At 32.6% G+C, this 21694-nt stretch carries 19 protein-coding genes; 6 read left to right on the top strand and 13 right to left on the bottom strand.

All coding sequences use genetic code 11. The features are described 5' to 3' along the window. Positions 1 to 30: 30 nt before the first annotated feature. Entirely contained in the window at positions 31 to 1128 is a 1098-nt protein-coding gene (locus tag FcAc13_RS06285; protein WP_187755360.1) for an SIMPL domain-containing protein, read from the bottom strand. A gap of 436 nt (positions 1129 to 1564) precedes the next feature. Here FcAc13_RS06285 and FcAc13_RS06280 point away from each other — a divergent pair, with 436 nt between their 5' ends. Then, entirely contained in the window at positions 1565 to 3307 is a 1743-nt protein-coding gene (locus FcAc13_RS06280; protein ID WP_187755359.1) for a carbohydrate porin, read from the top strand. 278 nt (positions 3308 to 3585) lie between these two features. On the opposite strand, the gene pyrE is transcribed toward FcAc13_RS06280, so the two are convergent. The 3 genes from pyrE to FcAc13_RS06265 form a co-directional block, all read right to left on the bottom strand. After that, complete coding sequence (pyrE, locus tag FcAc13_RS06275) at positions 3586 to 4230, bottom strand: orotate phosphoribosyltransferase (protein WP_187755358.1); 645 nt, start codon at positions 4228 to 4230, stop codon at positions 3586 to 3588. A gap of 81 nt (positions 4231 to 4311) precedes the next feature. Then, positions 4312 to 5034, bottom strand: a complete 723-nt coding sequence (rph, locus tag FcAc13_RS06270) for a ribonuclease PH (RefSeq protein ID WP_187755357.1) — start codon at positions 5032 to 5034, stop codon at positions 4312 to 4314. A 248-nt stretch (positions 5035 to 5282) separates the two neighbouring features. Next, entirely contained in the window at positions 5283 to 5615 is a 333-nt protein-coding gene (locus tag FcAc13_RS06265) for a YegP family protein (protein WP_187755356.1), read from the bottom strand. 235 nt (positions 5616 to 5850) lie between these two features. On the opposite strand from FcAc13_RS06265, the gene FcAc13_RS06260 reads away from it, so the two are divergent. After that, complete coding sequence (locus tag FcAc13_RS06260; RefSeq protein WP_187755355.1) at positions 5851 to 6717, top strand: YicC/YloC family endoribonuclease; 867 nt, start codon at positions 5851 to 5853, stop codon at positions 6715 to 6717. A gap of 294 nt (positions 6718 to 7011) precedes the next feature. Here the strand turns inward: FcAc13_RS06260 and FcAc13_RS06255 are convergent, their stop codons facing one another. Together FcAc13_RS06255 and FcAc13_RS06250 are read right to left on the bottom strand one after the other, a co-directional pair. Then, positions 7012 to 7581, bottom strand: coding sequence for a YggT family protein (locus FcAc13_RS06255; protein ID WP_187755354.1), 570 nt, complete (start codon positions 7579 to 7581; stop codon positions 7012 to 7014). A 34-nt stretch (positions 7582 to 7615) separates the two neighbouring features. Next, positions 7616 to 8326 carry a YggS family pyridoxal phosphate-dependent enzyme gene (locus FcAc13_RS06250; RefSeq protein ID WP_187755353.1) on the bottom strand — a complete coding sequence of 237 codons (711 nt, stop codon included), beginning with the start codon at positions 8324 to 8326 and terminating at the stop codon, positions 7616 to 7618. Between the two features lie 22 nt (positions 8327 to 8348). Between FcAc13_RS06250 and FcAc13_RS06245 the strand changes: the two genes are divergently transcribed. Then, positions 8349 to 9296, top strand: a complete 948-nt coding sequence (locus FcAc13_RS06245) for a type IV pilus twitching motility protein PilT (protein WP_187755352.1) — start codon at positions 8349 to 8351, stop codon at positions 9294 to 9296. Positions 9297 to 9337: 41 nt separating this feature from the next. Here FcAc13_RS06245 and FcAc13_RS06240 read toward each other — a convergent pair whose 3' ends face one another. The 4 genes from FcAc13_RS06240 to yfbV form a co-directional block, all read right to left on the bottom strand. Beyond that, the gene (locus FcAc13_RS06240; RefSeq protein ID WP_187755351.1) at positions 9338 to 9754 is read right to left on the bottom strand and encodes a hypothetical protein; all 417 of its coding nucleotides are present in this window, start codon (positions 9752 to 9754) and stop codon (positions 9338 to 9340) included. Positions 9755 to 9866: 112 nt separating this feature from the next. Further along, positions 9867 to 10832, bottom strand: a complete 966-nt coding sequence (cysK, locus tag FcAc13_RS06235) for a cysteine synthase A (RefSeq protein WP_187755350.1) — start codon at positions 10830 to 10832, stop codon at positions 9867 to 9869. Between the two features lie 878 nt (positions 10833 to 11710). Continuing rightward, positions 11711 to 12238: a primosomal replication protein PriC gene (gene priC / locus FcAc13_RS06230; protein WP_187755349.1), complete on the bottom strand. Its 528-nt coding sequence runs from the start codon at positions 12236 to 12238 to the stop codon at positions 11711 to 11713. A 13-nt stretch (positions 12239 to 12251) separates the two neighbouring features. Then, on the bottom strand, positions 12252 to 12698 hold the full coding sequence (gene yfbV / locus FcAc13_RS06225) for a terminus macrodomain insulation protein YfbV (protein ID WP_187755348.1): 447 nt from the start codon (positions 12696 to 12698) through the stop codon (positions 12252 to 12254). A gap of 224 nt (positions 12699 to 12922) precedes the next feature. On the opposite strand from yfbV, the gene FcAc13_RS06220 reads away from it, so the two are divergent. From FcAc13_RS06220 to guaA, 3 genes are all read left to right on the top strand, one after another. Continuing rightward, positions 12923 to 14125, top strand: a complete 1203-nt coding sequence (locus FcAc13_RS06220; protein ID WP_187755347.1) for an acetate kinase — start codon at positions 12923 to 12925, stop codon at positions 14123 to 14125. A gap of 58 nt (positions 14126 to 14183) precedes the next feature. Next, positions 14184 to 16322 carry a phosphate acetyltransferase gene (gene pta / locus FcAc13_RS06215; RefSeq protein WP_187755346.1) on the top strand — a complete coding sequence of 713 codons (2139 nt, stop codon included), beginning with the start codon at positions 14184 to 14186 and terminating at the stop codon, positions 16320 to 16322. Positions 16323 to 16544: 222 nt separating this feature from the next. Further along, positions 16545 to 18128: a glutamine-hydrolyzing GMP synthase gene (gene guaA, locus FcAc13_RS06210; protein ID WP_187755345.1), complete on the top strand. Its 1584-nt coding sequence runs from the start codon at positions 16545 to 16547 to the stop codon at positions 18126 to 18128. Between the two features lie 233 nt (positions 18129 to 18361). Here the strand turns inward: guaA and FcAc13_RS06205 are convergent, their stop codons facing one another. From FcAc13_RS06205 to FcAc13_RS06195, 3 genes are all read right to left on the bottom strand, one after another. Beyond that, positions 18362 to 19723 (bottom strand): sulfatase-like hydrolase/transferase, encoded by a 1362-nt coding sequence (locus tag FcAc13_RS06205; protein WP_223064543.1) that lies wholly within the window; start codon positions 19721 to 19723, stop codon positions 18362 to 18364. Positions 19724 to 20608: 885 nt separating this feature from the next. Then, the gene (locus FcAc13_RS06200) at positions 20609 to 21028 is read right to left on the bottom strand and encodes a hypothetical protein (protein WP_187755344.1); all 420 of its coding nucleotides are present in this window, start codon (positions 21026 to 21028) and stop codon (positions 20609 to 20611) included. 235 nt (positions 21029 to 21263) lie between these two features. After that, positions 21264 to 21431, bottom strand: coding sequence for a hypothetical protein (locus FcAc13_RS06195; protein ID WP_187755343.1), 168 nt, complete (start codon positions 21429 to 21431; stop codon positions 21264 to 21266). Between the last annotated feature and the right edge of the window lie 263 nt (positions 21432 to 21694).

Genomic DNA, 21694 nt, shown 5'->3' with positions numbered 1-21694 from the left:
GTTTAAGGGGATAACAATCATAGCAAAGAATTATTTTGAATTAATTGAGCGAGTGATTTCAAAAGAACCATCCAATATAATTTCCATTTCAAATTCTTCAGGTGTTTGGATTTCGACCATTTCACCTCTTTTTGATTCCGAAGCATATTGCTTATATGCTCCAGCATATAATTTAGGTCTATTGCTAAAACTGTTATTTTGTTGATAATAATTTAAACTGATTGCATCACCAAGCTTGTATTGTTTACCGATTAAACGTCCTACTTTATTTGCTAATTTGTTATAGAGTGTTTGTTCATGTTGTTGTAAAATTTGCTCTATTGCTTCATCTGATACATCATAGTTTAAGTCGTCATTAACAATGATATTCATTTCTTGCGCTTTGGTCATTATCTTACTAATTAAATCAAAATTCCTAACTTTAATTTTTAACGTATTTTTTACATTGTATGTTTTAACTATTGTGGTCTTAGGTGAAATTTCTTGATTACCATAGGCGGTAATTGTCATGGAATTATTACCTAATTTTTTGAGTTCGTCGGTAATAATTTGATATTGTTGTTGTATCAATTGTTTTGCTTGTTCTTGTGAATTGGCTAATTGCTCCAGTTCAAATACATAGTAGGCTTGATTACTTTCTTGAGAAATATCATGAATATTATGTTTATCTAATAACTCAATAGTGTTAAAAAATTGCGCTTGATCGATATTTAAATGTATAAGATAAGTAGAACGATACTGTTTAGACTGACTGTCAATAGGTTGGTTTATTTCATTTTCATAATTACGATAACTGACGGTTGTTAAATCTTTCTCGTTCACGCCGCTATCAACTAAAAATTGATTAAAAATTTTCATTTTCTCGGCATTTTGGCTGGCAGCATCACGATAATTATTTGCTTCAGTAGTATAAGTGACAGTAAATTCAGCAATATCTGGTTTAAATTTAACTTTATCAATAACCTTCGTGGTAATATTGCCTACAGCTATCATTTCTTTACCATATTTAGCTTGCTGCCACTCTATGTTAGACGAAAGTAAATAATTTTCATTAAGTTGGTTTTGAGCATATACTGCTCCTGCAATACTAAAATTGATTAACATCAACAGCAATAATTTTCGTTTCATCTTAATTCCTATAATTTTAAAATGTAAGCTAAAATATAATATAACTAACTAATTTGTAAAGATTTTTTATTGATTTTTTAATATGATACTGTGTTGTTTTTAGGTTCAAATTTAAGAAATTTTTGTAAATATTACATTCGAGTATAATCGCTTAAATTTTATTATATTTATTAATATAACGGTTTTAGCAATGAAATATGCAAAATAATGGCTAAAGATTAAAACAATTACTAAGAAAGTGATAAGAGTCACAATATTGGTATTTAATGTTTGAAACCTATCTTTTATTCGTTATATTAACATAGTAATCAATACTGGATTGTTACCGAAGTTTTACGGGCAAAACCTAGAGAATAGATGTTTTCATCTATTCTCTAGGTTTTTTTTTGCTTTTAATTTTGACATTTTATAGTTATCAACCTAGAGTAGAGGAAAAATGAAATATTCATCGTTAAACCGAGAACAGAATAAGGGTTATCAACTTAATTTAAAACATAAACGAATTGCCTTGATAACAATGTTGGGACTGTTATATTTACCTTGTAGCTGGGGGGCGACGCAACAGGAGTTAGAAGCAAGAATTTCATTACTAGAGCAGAAGTTATTAGAACTCACCCAAGAATCAATTGATTTGAAAAAACAAGTTATAGAATCTAACAAACAATTAGCACAGCTCAATACCAATTTACAGCAACAACGTATTGTTAATACTCAGCAAGTTACTGCGAAAACCACTCAATCAACAAATAAAAATCAGACAAAATCGACGACACAACAAGTGGCTAAACAAACGCATCCAATATTGGAAACCAAAGCGATGGATAATAATCAAATCGTTTTGGTTAATGATCCACTAGAAGATGGTGCAACAGATACTTCAGGTGTTAAAAATGTATTCACATTGACCGAACTTAAAGATTATATTAAGGATGAAATCGGCTTTTCGTTTAATGGTTATTTTCGCGGTGGTTGGTCAACATCAGCCAACGGTAGACCGAAAAATTATGCTGAAGGCGCTTTAGGTCGTTTTGGTAATGAGTACGGCGGTTGGTATGATTTTATCTTTAAACAAAAAGTTTATGATAATAATGGTCGTCGTGTTGATGCTATTGTAATGGTCGATGGTAATGTAGCTACAGATAGAGCAGCCGGATTATTTAATACTCAAGATGATAACCTTATGCAATTCTCAGATATTTATCTCTCTACCATCGGATTTGTGCCTGGGTTTCCCGAAGCTAAACTTTGGGTAGGTAAACACTCATTGTTTTACAACGAAATACAGATGCTCGACTGGAAAACGCAAAAAGCGCCAGCAGGTGGAGGAATTGGAATCGAAAACCTTGATATTGGCGTCGGTAAAGTTGATTTAGCGGTTGTCAGAGCTGATGTAAATGTTAAATTGAAAAAACCACCACTTGCACCTGATGCTAAAAATGAAACGGAAGTTGATCTTAACGAATTTGAAGTCCGTTATTATGATATTCCACTATGGAAAGATGCTACACTTGGGGCAAATATTCGATTCTCAGCGCCGAATAAATCTAAACTTCAAGATGATATTACGGTTAAAAATGCTTGGTTGGCCAGTTTAATTCTCACCCAAAATGAGTTTTTTGGTGGTTTTAATCAATTCACTTTGCAAACAGCAACCAATTCAGTCGCTGCTCAATTTGCTAATATTAATACCAATAATCCTGAATTTGCTTCAAATTCTAATAATGATTATTTGGGTAAACATACCGGAGGTAAAGCTTATCGTTTAGTCTCACAGGGGGAAGCATATCTAGCTGATAAGGTTATTATGGCTCATGCATTAGCGTTAACCACTGGCCAAGATGTCTACTCTTATGATTTGAAAATGGCTAACGCTGATTTTAACAGTATAAAATCAGCTGTTCGTCCAGCCTATATTTGGGATAACTATAATCAATCAGGTGTTGAGCTAGGATATTTTAACCAAAAAAATAAAGTTCATGGTAAGTCCTATCAGGAAGAAGGTTACAAAGCTACACTATTCCATTCATTTAAAGTGGAAGAAAGTATTTTATCTTCCAGACCTGATATCCGTTTTTATGCTTCTTATATCAGATCAATTCATAATGATATGAGTAAATTTGATTTCAATGGTAAAAATCATCAATTTAGTTTTGGCGTACAAACTGAAGTTTGGTTCTAATTTGAGTTGATCATAACCTATAAAAAGCAACTAATTATGGGCCATAGATGAAGCGACATGTATGGCCTAAATTTAAAGTATTTACTGAGTTAATATAGGAAAAATAGTTCTTGAAATTAAATATTGATTAACCGAATGATTGTGCGAAAATGCTTAAGAAGGTGATTAATGAGATACCGATTTAATAGCTAAGCTAAACCTCCCGATTTATGGGGAGGCTTGCGTATTATAATCATTTAAATAGTTAATTGATTTTTTCGAAATAGATTATCGCTATATTAATTTATACCATATTGTGCTTGATAGGCTTTTACTTGTGCTAATTCATTTGTTTTACCATCTTGTTCTAAATAATGAATTAAATCACTTAAGGTGATGATCGAAATGACATCACAATGATAGGTTTGTTTGATTTCTTGAATAGCTGACAGTTCACCTCGTCCTTTTTCTTGGCGATCTAAACTAATGAGTACACCGGCAAGTTTTGAATGATTATCTTCTAAAATATGCATGGATTCACGAATGGCAGTTCCAGCGGTGATAACATCATCAACTAACATAACGCGTTTATCTTTTATCGGACTTCCTACTAGATTACCTCCCTCACCATGGTCTTTTGCTTCTTTTCGGTTAAAGCAATAAGGTACTTCAATATTATGATGCTCAGATAACGCCACGACTGTTGAAGCAACAATTGGAATCCCTTTATAAGCTGGCCCAAAAATGACATCATAATCTAAATTTGCATCGATTAAGGCTTCAGCATAAAAGCGACCTAATAACGCGAGATCTTTACCAGTATTAAATAAACCCGCATTAAAAAAATAGGGACTCTTGCGTCCGGATTTTAAGGTAAACTCGCCAAATCGCAATACCTGTCGTTCTAATGCAAATTGAATAAATTGGCGTTTATAAGATTTCATTATATATTCTCCAGACTCGTATATTATGTAATATTATTCTAAGCAAAAATAAAGCGACTTATGTCGCTTATTCAAAAAAGTTTATGAAGTAATATTTAGTGCTATTTTTTGGTGTTTAATAATTGTTGAAATACCATCTTTAGCCAATGCTAACAGCGTTAATAATTCTTCATGGGAAAATGGTTCACCTTCAGCGGTTCCTTGAATCTCAATTATTTTACCATCATCGGTCATGATGACATTCATATCAGTTTCAGCGTTAGAGTCTTCAATATATTCAAGATCACATACTGCTTGCTCATTAACAATACCAACTGAAATAGCAGCAATAAAACCTTTAAAAGGATTGGTTTTTAATAGACCTTTTTTAACCATTTGGGTTAAAGCATCATATAGGGCAACACAGGCTCCGGAGATTGATGCAGTACGAGTTCCTCCATCGGCCTGAATAACATCACAGTCAACAGTGATAGTAAATTCCCCCAATTGACTAAGATCAACAGCAGCTCTTAGTGAACGAGCGATTAAACGTTGGATCTCCATGGTTCTTCCAGTTTGCTTACCTTTTGCCGCTTCGCGTTGGGTTCGGGTATTAGTCGCTCTTGGTAACATACCATACTCTGCAGTTATCCATCCTTGATTTTGACCTTTTAAAAATCGAGGAACCCCTTCTTCAATTGTTGCATTACAAAGTACTTTTGTATCACCAAATTCAATTAGTACAGAACCTTCAGCATGTTTAGTATAATGACGTGTAATTTTTATTGGGCGGATTTGTTCCGCTGTTCGGCCGGAAGGGCGCATGTATTTCTCCAGAAAATTGACAAATAGATTTAACACGAATTAGGAGGACGTTGCAAATCAGAATTTGTAACGTTTAGCCTAAGCTAAGTCAACATTATACAGCATTTAGCAAATAATGCACATAGCTATTTTGGAAAATAGATTGATTACAAAATGGAATTTTTCTTGTAGTTACAAACGTAAGCCTAAAGAAAATTAATTAGGTCCTTAATTAAAAGAGGACCTTTTCGTTAGCTATTAACGTCAATTTATGCTTTAGTACTAAGATCTTCAATATGTGCAGTTGGCGCATTTTTCTTGACTGAATCTATGCCATTATTGATTGCGGAATTGCTGTTATATTTCTCACTGGAACCAATAATCCGGCCATTTTTTGTCGATTTTAAATCAAAATGATAATCATGTTTATGATATGCCTTATCATCATTAGCATATTTTTTGACAGATTCAATGCCTGCCAAACAATTTGCTTTGGTTGAATAACCTTCACTTTGTAGAATAATCTGTCCGTTACGTGCCTTAAGACGAAAATAAAATTGATGATTTTTTTCACTTTTAAAGATCTCGAATTTACCACTCATTTTTCACCCCTTAATAAATAATTGATGGTCAGTTTAATATATAAATTATTAATTTTTAATAATTTATATATATCAGATTATCGTTAATATTGCTACATGGGATTATTAAAAATTATCATAATAACTTGGATTTATTAAATTAATGCAGTCAATTATGATAAATAGTATTAGTTGTAATTCATTTTTTAGAATATGCTATGATGGATAAATTTTTTATATAGTAGGATTATAATGTATGTTAAGAAGTATGACGGCTTATGCCAGAAAAGAAATAAATGCTCATTGGGGAACAGCTTGTTGGGAACTACGTTCGGTAAATCAACGTTATTTGGAAACTTATATACGATTACCTGAACAATTACGTTCATTAGAACCGATTATCCGTGAAAAATTAAGAAATCGTTTAACACGCGGTAAAGTTGAATGTAATTTACATTTTGAATTAGATCTAGCAAATCAGCATCAGCAATTAATATTAAATCGTGATTTAGCCAATCAATTAATTGAAGCGGCAAATTGGATCAAAGAACAAGCGCCAGCTGGCCAGATTAATGTAACTGATATATTACGTTGGCCAGGTGTTATGTCAGCTAAAGAACAAGATCTTGATACAATATCACAAGAAATTTTACAGTTGTTAGAAAAGGCAATTGATGATTTTATTCAAGTCCGTGAACGTGAAGGTAAAGCGTTAAAAGCATTAATTATTCAAAGATTAGAAGCTATCACCCTTGAAGTTTATAAAATTCGTCAATGGATGCCACAGATTTTACAATGGCAAAAGGATAAGCTTAAATCTAAATTGGAAGAAATCAATGTTGAACTTGATCCAAACCGGCTTGAGCAAGAACTGATTCTTATTGCGCAGCGTATTGATGTTGCTGAAGAATTGGATCGTTTATCTACTCATGTAAAGGAAACTTTTAATATTTTAAAGAAAAATGAAGCAATAGGGCGACGTCTGGATTTTATGATGCAGGAATTTAATCGTGAATCGAACACAATTGCTTCTAAATCTATCAATGCGGATGTTACCGCTTCAGCGATTGAATTAAAAGTACTTATCGAACAAATGCGCGAACAGATCCAGAATATTGAATAAATATTTTATCGCTTATTATAATTTAAGATATGAATTACCCATTGTTTATATAACATGGGTCTCATTTTACTACAAAGTTATGGTTTTTTAGATAGTAAAAGATAATATAACTTTTGACTTAATGAATACTAATACCTACCTTTTGTTAGTGAATTTTAAGAGATTGTATTATGTTAATATTCAACAGCGATTAACTATCCTATAATTTTACTTTTTAAATATACTTAGCCACAACGCAGTTTAGTTGATAAGTACAAAGAAAGATTAGCCCTTTATAAAAGGGCCTTCATAAGATTATAGTGATAGAATTTCCCACCATATGCCAAAAAAATTACTAAATAGGATATTGGCAAATGTTAAGCCAAACATAAAAATCATAAAAGAAATATCGATGTTTCCAATCGGTGGAATGATTCGTCTAATCGGTGAGACAACTGGTTCAGTAAGTTGATAAAGTACTATTTCTAATTGTGATTGACCATGACCTACCCAACTTAAAATAGCTCGAATTAACAGAAACCAGAACATTGAATAACCAAAACTATAAATAATCACTAACGGTGCAAAGATAAGACATTGCCAAGACTGAAAATCTATATATATATTCAACTTCCTATAGTAAAAAATAATCAATAACTTAATAACAGCTATAATATATAAGACAATAAATGATGCAGTATCAATTTTTCCAAGGGCTGGAAATATTTTTCTTAGTGGACTAATAACTGGCTGCGTGATTTTTACAACAATTTGGGCAAAAGGGTTGTAATAATTTACACCAGTATATTGCATCCAAGGTCGTAATAAAAATAAGTATACAGCACAAGTCGCAGCTGTATTAAACATAAAGAACAAAGGTGACATTAAAAAACTCCTTTATATTAATTTACAGATTATATCATATAATCGCAGACTTGTATTCTCTGGCACCAAAGATGGCGGTACCAATTCTTACCATTGTACTACCAGCAGTAATGGCAGCTTGCATATCATGTGTCATACCCATAGATAAAGTATCAATATTTTCATATCGATTTTGTAGTTGTATATATAAATCATACATTCGTTTAAATGTCACAATTTGTTGTTGTAAATCAGTTGTCTCGGCTGGAATAGCCATCAGTCCGCGTAGTTTTAAATTAGGCAGTTCCTGAATGATTTTAGCCAAATTGAACATTTCATCAGGTGCGATCCCTGATTTACTTACTTCATTACTAATATTAATTTGTATTAAGACATTCATTGCTGGTAAATGATTAGGTCGTTGTTCATTAAGCCGCTTAGCAATTTTATCTCGCTCAATGGTATGTACCCAAGAAAAATTTTCGGCTACTAATTTGCTTTTATTCGATTGTAACGGACCAATAAAATGCCATTCTAGATCAAGATTAGTATGATTTTTTTGAAAATATTCAATTTTTGCTATGCCTTCTTGAACATAGTTTTCGCCAAATAATCGCTGACCTGCTTCAATGGCTTCTTTTATGGCTGAAATAGGTTTAGTTTTACTTACAGCAATTAATTGAATTTGTTTAGGATCACGCTCGCATTGTTGTGCAATCGCGGTAATACGTTGCTTTATCTGATGTATATTTTCTTTAATCGTCATATTAACTTTTGTCAATTTAAGTATGGAATCAATATTAACTTTAAGTTTAACTCAAAATGCCTCGGATGTGCATCTTGCAAGTAATGAAAAAATAATAATCCGACAAAATGGTCAGTTAAGTCGATTGAATGCGCCACCATTAACACACCAACAACTTGAACATAAATTATTTTCTATTTTAGATGCTGCTCAATTACTAAACTTGCAGCAAAATAAACAGCTTGATTTTGCCTTACAGATTAATGAAAATTGCCGTTTTCGTGGCAATATATTCTATCAAAATCGAGGAATTTCAGCATCATTTCGCCATATTCGTGCCAATATCGCGACTTTTGAACAGATTAATGCACCAGAAATATTTAAGCAATTAATCCAAAGGCAGCAAGGACTTATTTTAATCAGTGGCGCTACCGGCAGCGGTAAATCAACTACATTGACTGCAATGATTAATCAGATAAATCAACAACAAGCGAAACATATCATTACGCTAGAAGATCCCATAGAATTTCTTTATCAAAATCAATTATCATTGATACAACAACGTCAGGTTGGATTACATTGTGCTAGTTATCGTGAAGGATTATTAGCCATGTTACGGCAAGATCCCGATATTATTGTGATTGGTGAATTACGCGATCGCGAAACGGTTAGTGCAGCTTTACAAGCCGCAGAGACAGGGCATATTGTTTTTGCAACTTTACATACTCATTCAGCCGTTGCTACTCTTAACCGAGTGATTGATCTATTTCCCGATACGTCAAAACAATATATTTGTTCACAATTGGCACATACAATGCAAGCTGTTATTTCACAGAAACTTGTTAGTGATGAAAAATTAGGACGCAAAGCAAAATTTGAAATTTTAGTAAATATTCCAGCGGTGAGTAATTTGATACGAGAAGGTAAAATTAAACAAATTATTTCTATTATGCAAACAGGAAAGGAATATGGTATGCAAAATTTTGATTAACTGCGTTAACACAGTTAATCAAAAAATTTACCATTACTGTTTTAGATAAACGTGATAATTAATGCTACGATACCAATAATAATAGCCGCAATACCTAGTTTTTCTTGCATTGGTAGAAGATTTTCCAGTAATTGACGACCTTTTTCTTCGGAAGCTGAATTACGAGATAAAACGTATTTATTTATTAAGCCAAACCCCATAATAAATCCTAAAAGGACTTCAACAAGGGAAACCGCCATACCCGCTAACCAATAAAACGGAGCAATGTGAAGATATTGAATACCTAAAATTCCGCCAATTGCACTCCAAATACCAATTACACAAACAATAACACCTAACCAACCTTGATAAGGGACTAATTTATCTAATATATCTTTGGCATTCGGTTTTTTAGATAAAACTATCGAAGGTGCAGCTGCAATACCTAAAATAATTAAAATAATACAAGTAACAAGCATGTTGAATTTCCTTAGATTAATTTACGCGAAATGGCATATAAATTATGCTATTTTTTTTACATAAATCAAGATGTTTATTGTAAAGCTATTATATTTTAAACAAATTTTAGGATTAACCTAACTCTTTTTCTGTAAAAATCCCATTAAATAAATCGGTACTTAAGTAACGTTCGCCTGATGAAGGTAAAATAACCACGATGATTTTATCTTTATTTTCAGGTAATTTAGCTATTTTGTCTGCCGCAAATACTGCAGCTCCTGAAGAAATGCCTGCTAATATACCTTCTTTATCCATGATTTGTCTCGCCGTTTCTATTGCATCTTCATTAGAGACTTTTTCAACAACATCGATAAGCGTCAAATCCAGATTATCAGGGATAAATCCCGCGCCAATACCTTGAATTTTATGTGGTCCTGGTTGTAAAGGTTGGCCAGCTAACGCCTGAGAAATAACAGGTGAGCTGAGAGGTTCAACAGCAACAGCAGTTATGTTTTTACCTTGCGTTTTTTTTATGTAACGTGTAATCCCCGTAAACGTTCCTCCGGTTCCAATACCAGCGATAAAAATATCAATGTTACCATCAGTATCTTGCCATATTTCAGGACCAGTCGTTTTTTCATGAATTTCTGGATTTGAAGGATTACTGAATTGCTGTAACATTAAATGATGTTTGGGATCACTTCCAACAATGGCTTCAGCTTTTTCGATTGCACCTTTCATACCTTTTACTGCTTCAGTCAAAATTAAATTTGCACCTAATGCTTTTAATAACTTTCGTCTTTCAATGCTCATGCTTTCCGGCATCGTTAAGGTTAGTTTATAACCCCGTGCAGCAGCAACAGCAGCGAGTGCAATCCCAGTATTACCGCTGGTAGGTTCAACTAATTCAACTTCTGGTGTGAGTAAGCCACGTTTTTCTGCATCCCAAATCATATTAGAAGCAATACGACATTTAACACTAAAACTTGGATTACGTGATTCAATTTTGGCTAAAATATTGCCATGACCGAAATGTTTTAATCTAATGAGTGGTGTATGACCTATGGTTTGTGAATTATCATCAAATATTTTACTCATGTTAGAATCCTTGTTTATCATTTTAAAAAATAGTACTAAATGATGTTAACGAACAAATTATTGTTATTATATGAGCTTCTAAAAAAGAATATAGTAATTAATTATTATAACAATATTCGCTTTAGATCTAAGTGGAAACAATTCAGCTTATTTTGAAAATTTTATCTGAATAATTAGTTGATAATATTATTTTTCATTGTTTTTTTAATTTCATTGCATAATTTGACGAATTGAACATTTTAATACTGTTTTAAATAATTAAAACTAGAATCAGATTTGGCTATAATTTTTGTAGTCTTATAGCGTTTTCCTATTGCTTTAGGGAGTTTTTCAAAAAACGCTGGTTCTTTGGTTGACGATGCATAAATACAAACGATATATGAGGTGATATCTTTCATAAATTAAATTGAAACCATAATTTTATATTTTATGGTTCATATTACTTTGCATAAGCAGTTAATAACTATTCTGATAAAAATAAATATATTTGTGCTGTAAAAACATCCATATTTAATCATAATGAATAAGCCAAAATATATTTCTATAAACTTAACGTTGGCGGTAAACTAAATATTTTATGTCATATCTTCATGAATTTTTTTTCAAATAGTATTGAAGAGAAACCAACCACGCAAAAGTCATAAAGTGATGATTAGTATGAAATTCGATAATTTTGTATTGTTAAAAACGCAATTGTAAAAATACAAATATAATAGTTTATATTAAGCTAAAACTTAAATTAACTGATGACAGTTTTACTAAATAATTGTCCATATACCAGCCAAATAACCATATTTTAGGATACTTATAAATGGTTATATTTATGAGTTTTATAGTAAATTGTTAGTGAATAGTGAGGAGGATAAATGAATACTATGTTATAGCGAGTCAATTTGTTCTTCAAGTTTCATCAGTGCATATTGACAGCGCGCAATCCGCTGATCAAGCACAGTCATTTTCTGTATTAGAGTAGGATTAGACTTATCGAATTGTTGTAATTCGTATTTCATGGCTTGTAAGCGGCGTAAGTAATCCAGATGTATATTATATTTATCATAAAGTGATTGCGTAGGTAATTGGCTATTTGTTCTGTCCTCAGGTTGAATATTTGCGAGTTCTCGATTTAATGCCTCAATTTGATAACATAAATGTTCAGTTAAATATTCAATTGCAGCAAAATATTGACCATGATTATTCTTTTCAACCAATTCCTCTAATTTTTGATAATTATGCTTAATTTCAAGAAAATAAAAGTTGTAACCCGCCTTAGCCGGCGCCCGTTTAAATAGTGATATATCAAAGCAAGGGCTATTAAGTATTAGCTGTTGATAAGGTTCTATCGAATTCTCTAATTGATCAATTGTTTGCTGAAGTTTTTGTAATAATAATTTAGTTTGATTATTCATAATTGTTGACTTATTAGTGAGTAAAGTAATTGGAATCACTATCTTCAGAAAGATGCCTATTAGCAAGATTCATTAATTGCATAAAATCCATAAAGTTTATATTAACTGTTTTTATTGCTTTTGCCCCGATAATTTGTTTAGCAATTAAACATTTTTGAATATGATTATAATGATCTAATAAGCTAAGGGGCAAAGGCGAAGTTGCGCGTTTACCTAGCCAAATTATGCCTTGCAAAGGAAGACTTAAAGCAAAAATTGTCGTAAGGATAGTAATGGCCAGCTCAATGTTCATATAGTATTGCCATACTATCAATGCCACAATAAATGGCGGTAAATATTTACTGGCCGATTTAATATAATTAATAATTTTAATTTCGGGAAAGGTAGATGCTAGCGTTAATTGTGTTGGGCAAATTGAAATATATTTTCGACCAATCTTAAACAGTTTTAATAAATTCATTACAAGAGGATTCCTCGACATTAGCTATTTATTGTCTTAAAATATAAGTATTAATATTGGGAATTTTATCTAGCCTTTATTTTAATACAAAAAAAGGGTCTTAAATAGAGTTCCTAAGTCATATTAATCTTTACGATTAATTTTTATATATTTTCATTTTAAATAAGTTCAACCAACAGCAATCATGCTGGCGGTGTTGTTTTATTTTAAAAAAAGGATTTATTATGTCGAGTAATCTTGTTCTCGTTTTGAACTGTGGTAGTTCTTCCTTAAAGTTTGCTATTATTGATCCAAAAAATGGTGATGAGTATATTTCTGGTTTAGCTGAATGTTTTAATCTTCCAGATGCACGCATCAAATGGAAATTAGACGGTGAAAAAGGTGAAGCTTCATTAGGTGCTGGTGCAGCTCATAGTCAGGCAATTAAATTTTTGGTAGATAATATTTTTTCTAAAAAACCTGAATTATTAGCTAATATAAGCGCAATTGGTCACCGCATCGTCCACGGCGGTGAGAAATATACACAATCAGTAGTTATTGATGATAGCGTGCTAGCTGGCATCAAAGAAGCAGCGGCATTTGCTCCATTACATAATCCAGCCCATCTTATCGGTATTGAAGAAGCGTTTAAAGCATTTCCACATTTAAAAACAAAAAATGTTGCTGTGTTCGATACAGCGTTTCATACCACAATGCCTAAAGAGGCCTATTTATATGCCATTCCTAATGAACTTTATACGAAATATGGTATTCGTCGTTATGGTGCACATGGTACTAGTCATTTTTATGTCAGCCAACAAGCAGCGAAATTATTAAATAAACCTGTTGAAGAGACTAATGTGATCACTTGCCATTTGGGTAATGGTGCTTCAATCTCTGCTGTAAAAAATGGTAAATGTGTTGAAACTTCAATGGGATTAACACCATTAGAAGGCTTAGTCATGGGAACTCGCAGTGGTGATATCGATCCTGCAATCATGTTTTTCCTACATGACAATTTGAAAATGTCTGTTGCAGAGATTAATGACCTATTAAACAAAAAATCAGGGTTACTCGGTTTAACTGGTGTTAGCAGTGATTGTCGTTATGTGACTGAAAATTATGACACAGATGAGAATGCAAAAAATGCTTTAGATGTATTTGTCCATCGATTAGTTAAATACATTGGTGGTTATGCTATGTTATTAGATGGTCGTTTGGATGCTATTGTATTTACTGGTGGTATCGGTGAAAATGCTGAAGAAGTTCGTCGTATGGCACTTCAAAAATTAGGGCTACTTGGCTTTGAACTTGATCAAGAGCGTAACCTTGCTGCTCGATTTGGCAAAGGCGGAACGATTACTAAAGATGGTTCAGCCATTGCGATGGTGATTCCAACTAATGAAGAATTAGTTATTGCTCAAGATGCTGCCCGTTTAACAGCATAATAATAATTGACCGCCAAATTTGGCGGTTTTTTTAGATTCAAAGAAAAGGAGTACAAAAGTGGCTCGTACCATTATGTTAATCCCAACTGGTGCAAATGTCGGTTTAACTGGCGTTAGCTTAGGCGTTATTCGTTCAATGGAACGTCAAGGTGTCAATATCAGTTTATTTAAACCAGTCGCACAACCTGCTTTAGATGGTGATCGTCCTGATCAAACAACGACATTGATTCAAAGTAATACATCAATCCCAACAAATAAACCACTGAAAATGAGTCATGTGGAAAAATTATTAGGTTTAAATCAGCAAGATGTATTAATGGAAGAAATCATAGCCCTTTATGCTGAAAACAATAAACAATCAGATGTAGTTTTAGTAGAGGGAATTGTTCCAACAGCTAATTATCCGTTTGCAAATGAACTTAATTACAATGTTGCGAAAACTTTAGGTGCGGAAATTATTTTTGTTATGTCTATGGGCAGTGATACGCCGGAGCAACTGAAAGAACGTGTTGAAATAGCACGATCTAACTTTGGTGGTATCAAAAATGAGAAAATTACTGGTGTGATCATCAATAAAGTTAACGCGCCGATTGACGCACAAACTTTAGCGCGTCCAGATGTTTCTGATATTTATCATACACCAAAATTTGATGGAAAAAAAATCACTATCGATGATTTACGCCAACATAGCCCATTACCGGTATTAGGTTGTATTCCCTGGAATATCGATTTAACGGCATGTCGCGCTGTAGATATGGCCAATCATCTTGCAGCTAAAATCATTAATGAAGGTGGTATTAAACAACGTCGTATCAAACACGTTTCTTTCTGTTCACGTAGTGTGCCAAACATTATTTCTCACTTACGTCCAAATGCATTACTTGTAACGTCAGCAGACCGTGCTGATATCTTAGCGACCATCTCTTTAGCGGTGATGAACGGTGTTGAAATTGGCGGTGTTTTATTAACGGGTGGGTATGAAATAGATGAGAATGTAGCTAAACTTTGCCAACCGGCATTTGAAACTGGATTACCTGTTTTTAGTGTTGACACCAATACATTCCAAACCTCGATAAGTCTACAACGTTTTAATCTAGAAATTCCAGTCGATGATAAAGAACGTTTAGATAACACACAAAATTTTGTAGCTGATCATATTGATGGTGACTGGATTAAATCATTAAAAACTGAAATGGTAGATGGCATTGTACGTATGTCACCACCAGCATTCCGTTACCAATTAACAGAATTTGCTCGTAAAGCGGGTAAAACAATTGTATTACCAGAAGGTGATGAACCTAGAACAATAAAAGCCGCTGTTATCTGTGCTGAGCGCGGTATTGCTAAATGTGTATTACTTGGTAATCCAGATGAAGTAAAACGCGTTGCCGCTACGCAAGGCGTAACGTTAGGGGCGGGTATTGAAATAATGGATCCAGAGGCGATTCGTGAAAATTATGTTCCGCGTTTAGTTGAATTACGTAAAAATAAAGGTATGACCGAAATTTTAGCGCGTGAACAACTTGCTGATAATGTCGTACTTGGTACTATGATGCTTGAAGCAAATGAAGTGGATGGATTAGTATCAGGTGCGGTACACACGACAGCAAATACTATTCGTCCACCTTTACAATTAATCAAGACTGCACCAGGTAGTTCATTGGTGTCTTCTGTTTTCTTTATGTTAATGCCTGAGCAGGTATATATTTATGGTGACTGTGCAATTAATCCAGATCCAAATGCGCAAGAATTGGCTGAAATTGCAATTCAGTCAGCGGATACTGCGATTGCCTTTGGTATCGAACCAAAAGTTGCAATGATTTCCTACTCAACCGGTAATTCGGGACAAGGCGCGGATGTTGAGAAAGTGAAAGAAGCAACACGCATCGCGAAAGAAAAACGTCCAGATTTATTAATTGATGGTCCATTACAATATGATGCGGCAGTAATGCCTGATGTAGCTAAATCTAAAGCACCTAATTCCCTTGTTGCGGGTCAAGCAACGGTATTTATTTTCCCTGATTTAAATACCGGTAATACCACTTATAAAGCGGTACAACGTTCTGCTGATCTGGTTTCAATTGGTCCAATGTTACAAGGTATGCGTAAACCTGTAAACGATTTATCACGTGGTGCATTGGTTGATGATATTGTTTATACCATTGCATTAACTGCAATTCAAGCTACTCAACAATAATTGTGTTTTAAGTAGATCAGAAAATATGAGGTGATATAATATCACCTCATATTATTTTAGGGTTCTTAATAATAATTGTTTAGTTAGTTTCAATAAACATCATGATATTTAAAGTCTAGAAATCATTGTTAAATACCTTATTTTATATAATAAAATCAATAACTTATGTTTTGATGTTTATTTTCAGATCATACTGTTTATTAGCTTACTAGGAAAAACCACATGAAAAAAGACATCCATCAGCAACGTATCTTAATTCTTGATTTTGGTTCGCAAGTGACTCAATTGATTGCTCGTCGGGTCCGGGAAATTGGCGTGTATTGCGAACTTTGGCCGTGGGATGTTTCAGAAGAAAAGATTAAGCAGTTTAATCCCAAAGGGATTATTTTATCAGGTAGCCCAGAAAGCACTACTGAAGCGAATAGCCCAAGAGCACCAAAATATGTCTTTGAAGCTGGCGTACCCGTATTAGGGATCTGCTATGGTATGCAGACTATGGCTGTCCAAGTTGGTCAAAACGGGCAAGTAACGGGTTCTAATCAACGAGAATTTGGCTATGCAAAAGTTGATTTAGTTGGTTCATCTCAGTTAACTGATGGTATTTTTGATAGCACTAATGCAGATGGTATTAATCAACTTGATGTCTGGATGAGTCATGGTGACAAAGTAACCGCAATTCCAGACAGTTTTACTGTGATCGGTCGTACCGAAACTTGCCCTTATGCTATTATGGCAAATGATGAAAAACAATTTTATGGTGTTCAATTTCATCCAGAAGTCACGCACACCGTCAAAGGTTTTGAAATATTACAACGTTTTGTAATTGATATATGTCAGTGTGAAAAGCTATGGACACCATCTTCAATTATCACTGATGCAATTGCGAAAATTAAAGAAAAAGTGGGTAATGATAAGGTTTTATTAGGACTTTCTGGTGGGGTTGATTCCTCAGTAACTGCATTACTTTTACATCAAGCAATTGGCGAGCAATTAACTTGTGTTTTTGTTGATCACGGTTTGTTACGTTTAAATGAAGCTCAGCAAGTGATGGACATGTTTGGTAATAAATTTGGTTTAAATATAATTGCTGTCAATGCTGAAGATCGTTTTATAACAGCGTTGAAAGGCGAATCGGATCCTGAAGCAAAACGTAAAATTATTGGCCGTGAATTTGTGGCTGTATTTGATGAAGAAGCCGCTAAACTTAAAGATGTCAAATGGCTTGCACAAGGTACGATTTATCCAGATGTGATCGAGTCTGCTGCGGCTGATACAGGTAAAGCGCATGTGATTAAATCCCATCATAATGTTGGTGGATTACCAGAAGATATGAAATTGGGGTTAGTCGAACCGCTCCGTGAACTTTTTAAAGATGAAGTACGCAAAGTAGGTTTAGAGCTTGGTTTATCATATGATATGCTTTACCGTCATCCATTTCCTGGGCCTGGTCTCGGGGTGCGGGTACTTGGTGAAGTGAAAAAAGAATATTGTGATTTACTACGTCAAGCTGATGCGATTTTTATAGAAGAACTCTACAAAGCTGAACTATATCACAAAGTTAGCCAAGCCTTTACTGTCTTTTTACCTGTTCGTTCTGTAGGGGTCATGGGCGATGGCCGCCGATATGACTGGGTTGTTTCATTGCGTGCCGTTGAAACTATCGATTTTATGACTGCTCATTGGGCACAACTGCCTTATGATTTTTTAGGGCGAGTTTCAAATCGAATTATTAACGAAGTAAACGGAATATCCCGCGTAGTATATGATATAAGTGGTAAACCACCTGCGACTATTGAGTGGGAATAAATATCGTTTTGGTGATGGCCTTTTAAGCTTATAAAAGCCAGAAATATTATCAATATTTTTGGCTTTTTATTTAGATTAAGTAGTGATTATATCTTTAAATTTTAAAACTCATTAAATTGTTAAATACATGATTTATTAAATTTAATTCGCCCCTCATTAAGTTAAAAGTTTAATATTAGTTGTTTATTAATGCCCATTTAGGCAGTTGTTTAAGTTGTCAACTTAACAATAAATTAATTTTTTTCTAAAAATTCTAAAAATGGCATAACCGTATTGTTAGATAGATAAACGCGATCGTTATTTTTTTCTTGATTAAGTATAGTTGGTTCAATTTCATAACCTAACAGGTTAGATAAAATATATTTATTCATTAAACCACTTAAGTAGCCATTTGTTGCCCGAAATGATTCTATAAATTGACAATTAAACTCATTTTTAGTTGATATCATCATAAATGGGATCAAAAACTGGTCAATACCTTTTACGAAACCATGCCCAATATTTACTATTTCTCCATGGTCTGAAGTATAAATTAGTGTATAATTATCACTATATGTCTTAATCACGTCATATAAGGCTTTCACCACACGGTCTGTATGATGGATCGTAAGGTCATAATCTTCAGCATTAGGTAATGCCTGTTTATCAATTTCATCATAACTTGTATAAAGTTTATGACTCCCACGTAAGTGAATAAAGATAAACTTCTTAGGTGAGTTGTCATTCTTCAGTCGATCTTCCAATAGTTTACTCAAACTTATATCATCAAAATTATCGGTAAATTCAATGTAATTACTTTTGCGAGCAATAAAGCCGAATTTAGTACTAAACGAGCTAGAGATAGATTGTTGTATTGACGCTAACCAAAACGTTTTATAATCATTGTACTTAGCCATTTCAATAATTGACTTATTATTAAATAAATTATCATCGCTTTCAGGAATATTAAATGATAAAGTCATTGGTATTGAGTCTCGAGTAAGCGCAGCAGTTGAATGAGCGTTTTGAACGATACATCCATTTTTTTGATTAAAAATTTCAGTCATGAAAGGCGTGGTTGGTTTATCGTAGCCATAAGTACTATAGCGAGTAACTAAGGAAGATTCTCCCATTATTAATACAACCAAATCATTATCTGTTTTTTTAGGGGGTAATATAACCGCCTCATTAAATTTTTCAATTTCATTGAAATTTGAATAGATATCGGTTGAAATAGGTTTAAGACCTACATACAATAAATTACCAGTTAAAGCAGGAAAATAAACACGTATCAGCTCTGACATAGCATTAAAATCACCATCTTTGATTTCCTTTTTTATAGGTGTTTCAAGTATTAAGATAAAAAGGAAACAAAATGAGATGATATAAAATGATAATGGGATAGTTATTCTAAATTTAACAGAAATAAACTTGCGGTAAATAAAAACGATAGTGAGGGTGATTAATAATGCTGGGCAAGTGATAATTAGCACTTGTCCACTCATTGACCATGCTTCGTGAGCATTAGTTTCCAACAAAGAATCAAGTACACCTTCTGAAATCATCTCACCGAAATAGATTATATAAGATATTTCACATAAAAATAGAAATAACATTAGCGAACCTAATGCTACAATAAAATAATTACGGTTTTTAATAAATATCGTTATTAATAAGATCAAGCACAAAGTTGTGATCAGGATAAAACAAAAATTTATCATATCAAAATTGTTACTATCGATTTTAACGACAAATTCAAGTATATAATAGTAAGCCAAAAAAGAACTGAGAATGATGTAAACTAAAAGTAAAATTAAAGCATTTCGGTATCGATAAATAAGTTGAGGAATCTTCATGGAATTATGATTGGTTTTTGTTATTTTTGTTTTCGATTTTAATATAATAATTGATTAGATTAATTTTCGCAACATAATAAATTTTAAGCGATTGCAAATATTCGCTATGATTGGAGAAATCATATTTTGTTATTATTAAAATTTGCAAAGCGATAATTTATTTATATAAAAAAGAATAAATTTATAAAAGAGTTGAATGAAAATGTTCTCAATAATTTTTGATCTATCTATGTTTTAATGTCCAAAATTACTTTATTTTGGTTGTTGCATCGCTAATGGATTAAGTTGAGTACAATTACTTAACTAAGCCTTTTACCAATTAATTGTGTGGTAGTTCTTCTATTGATAGCTGCACATAATGGTGGGATCTAGCTATTCTTAGGTATTAATAACGTGAAAGCTGTGCCATGATAAAGAGTTTTCTGTTTAGTTACTGTTGATTTGCACTTACACAGTTTAATGGGCTTGTAGTATCTAAATTTTAGGACTATCGATTGAAAAAAGTAAACTTTTTTACGATATTGATTATATTTTTTTCAAGAAATAAATCTATTATTTTTAGTAATAGTTATACTCTATTTGATTGTTCCATATTTCCTCTGGAAAGAGTAGTTATCTTTAAATTCATTATATTTTTAAATGTTGTTATGTTTTTGCTGTTAAAAAATAATTGCCAATAATATTCTCTAAATTAGCTTCTTGCCATTTTTCGTTCAACAAATAATTGGGCATTTTAAATTGAAATTTTTCATTATCGACCATGAAAGATAATTTACTACATATAATACCCCTTTTAAATTGTATATTGCTAATCTTTTCCATTGGAATTTTTTTTATATTTTTGGTTAAGTCCCCTAATTTGGTTAACTCAATTAAGATAATCTGATCAGGTTGAAAGTAAATTAAATAGTGTTTAATCAAAAATACAACAAAAAAATTATAAAATACATATTGCCATAATGAGGCATCCTTGGAAATATATAGTATTGATTTATCATCAAATTTTGGTAGTTGGGCTTTCTCGAAATAGTCTTTTATAATATATAATTTTAAACCTCTATTCATTTGATCCCTCATTTCTACTTTGCATTGATTTACTATATATTGAGCAATATGTTACATCTTTTTTCATAATTTCATAAAAAAATATTGCAAATAAATTGAATATTTTCCATCAAAGGTTTGATATAGGATTAGATAAAATAGTCTTGTCAATAACTTTTAAAATATCCTACGTTTAAGTTTAAAAACAGATATCATCAATAATGGCAGGATAATACCAAATTAACATTGGTGAGCTTTAGTGTACATTTGATATCCCCTGAATTGATAGTAAACAACTTAACTCAGCCAACTTATTTTTATGATCATAACGCTTATAATGAATACCATAACTAATTAAATATCGATAAATATCATCCACAATTTTGATGCCATTTTTTTTGATAATCTGCTTCTCTTTTTTCATCGCTCACCCTGGATGTATACTTCACTATTGCTCTTAGCTGATTTCACTTTCTTAAGTTGATCGAGTATAGCTGATGTGTTTTTTTAAGTTGTTTAAACTAATGAAATATTTATGGTTGATAATAATTAATCATTATTTAATTAGTCTAACTATTTCCATTCTCTAGTAGGAAGAAGGTTTTTAATAAGCCAGAGCATATTAATGGTAGAGGATAAGTGGTCTTGCACTCTATTTTACCTAAAGAGCCGTTTTGGCTATATTAC

Source organism: Frischella japonica (genome assembly GCF_014489845.1).
Taxonomy (GTDB): domain Bacteria; phylum Pseudomonadota; class Gammaproteobacteria; order Enterobacterales; family Orbaceae; genus Frischella; species Frischella japonica.
Note: the sequence above shows the minus strand (reverse complement) of the source record. Positions and strands in the feature narration are given on the sequence as shown.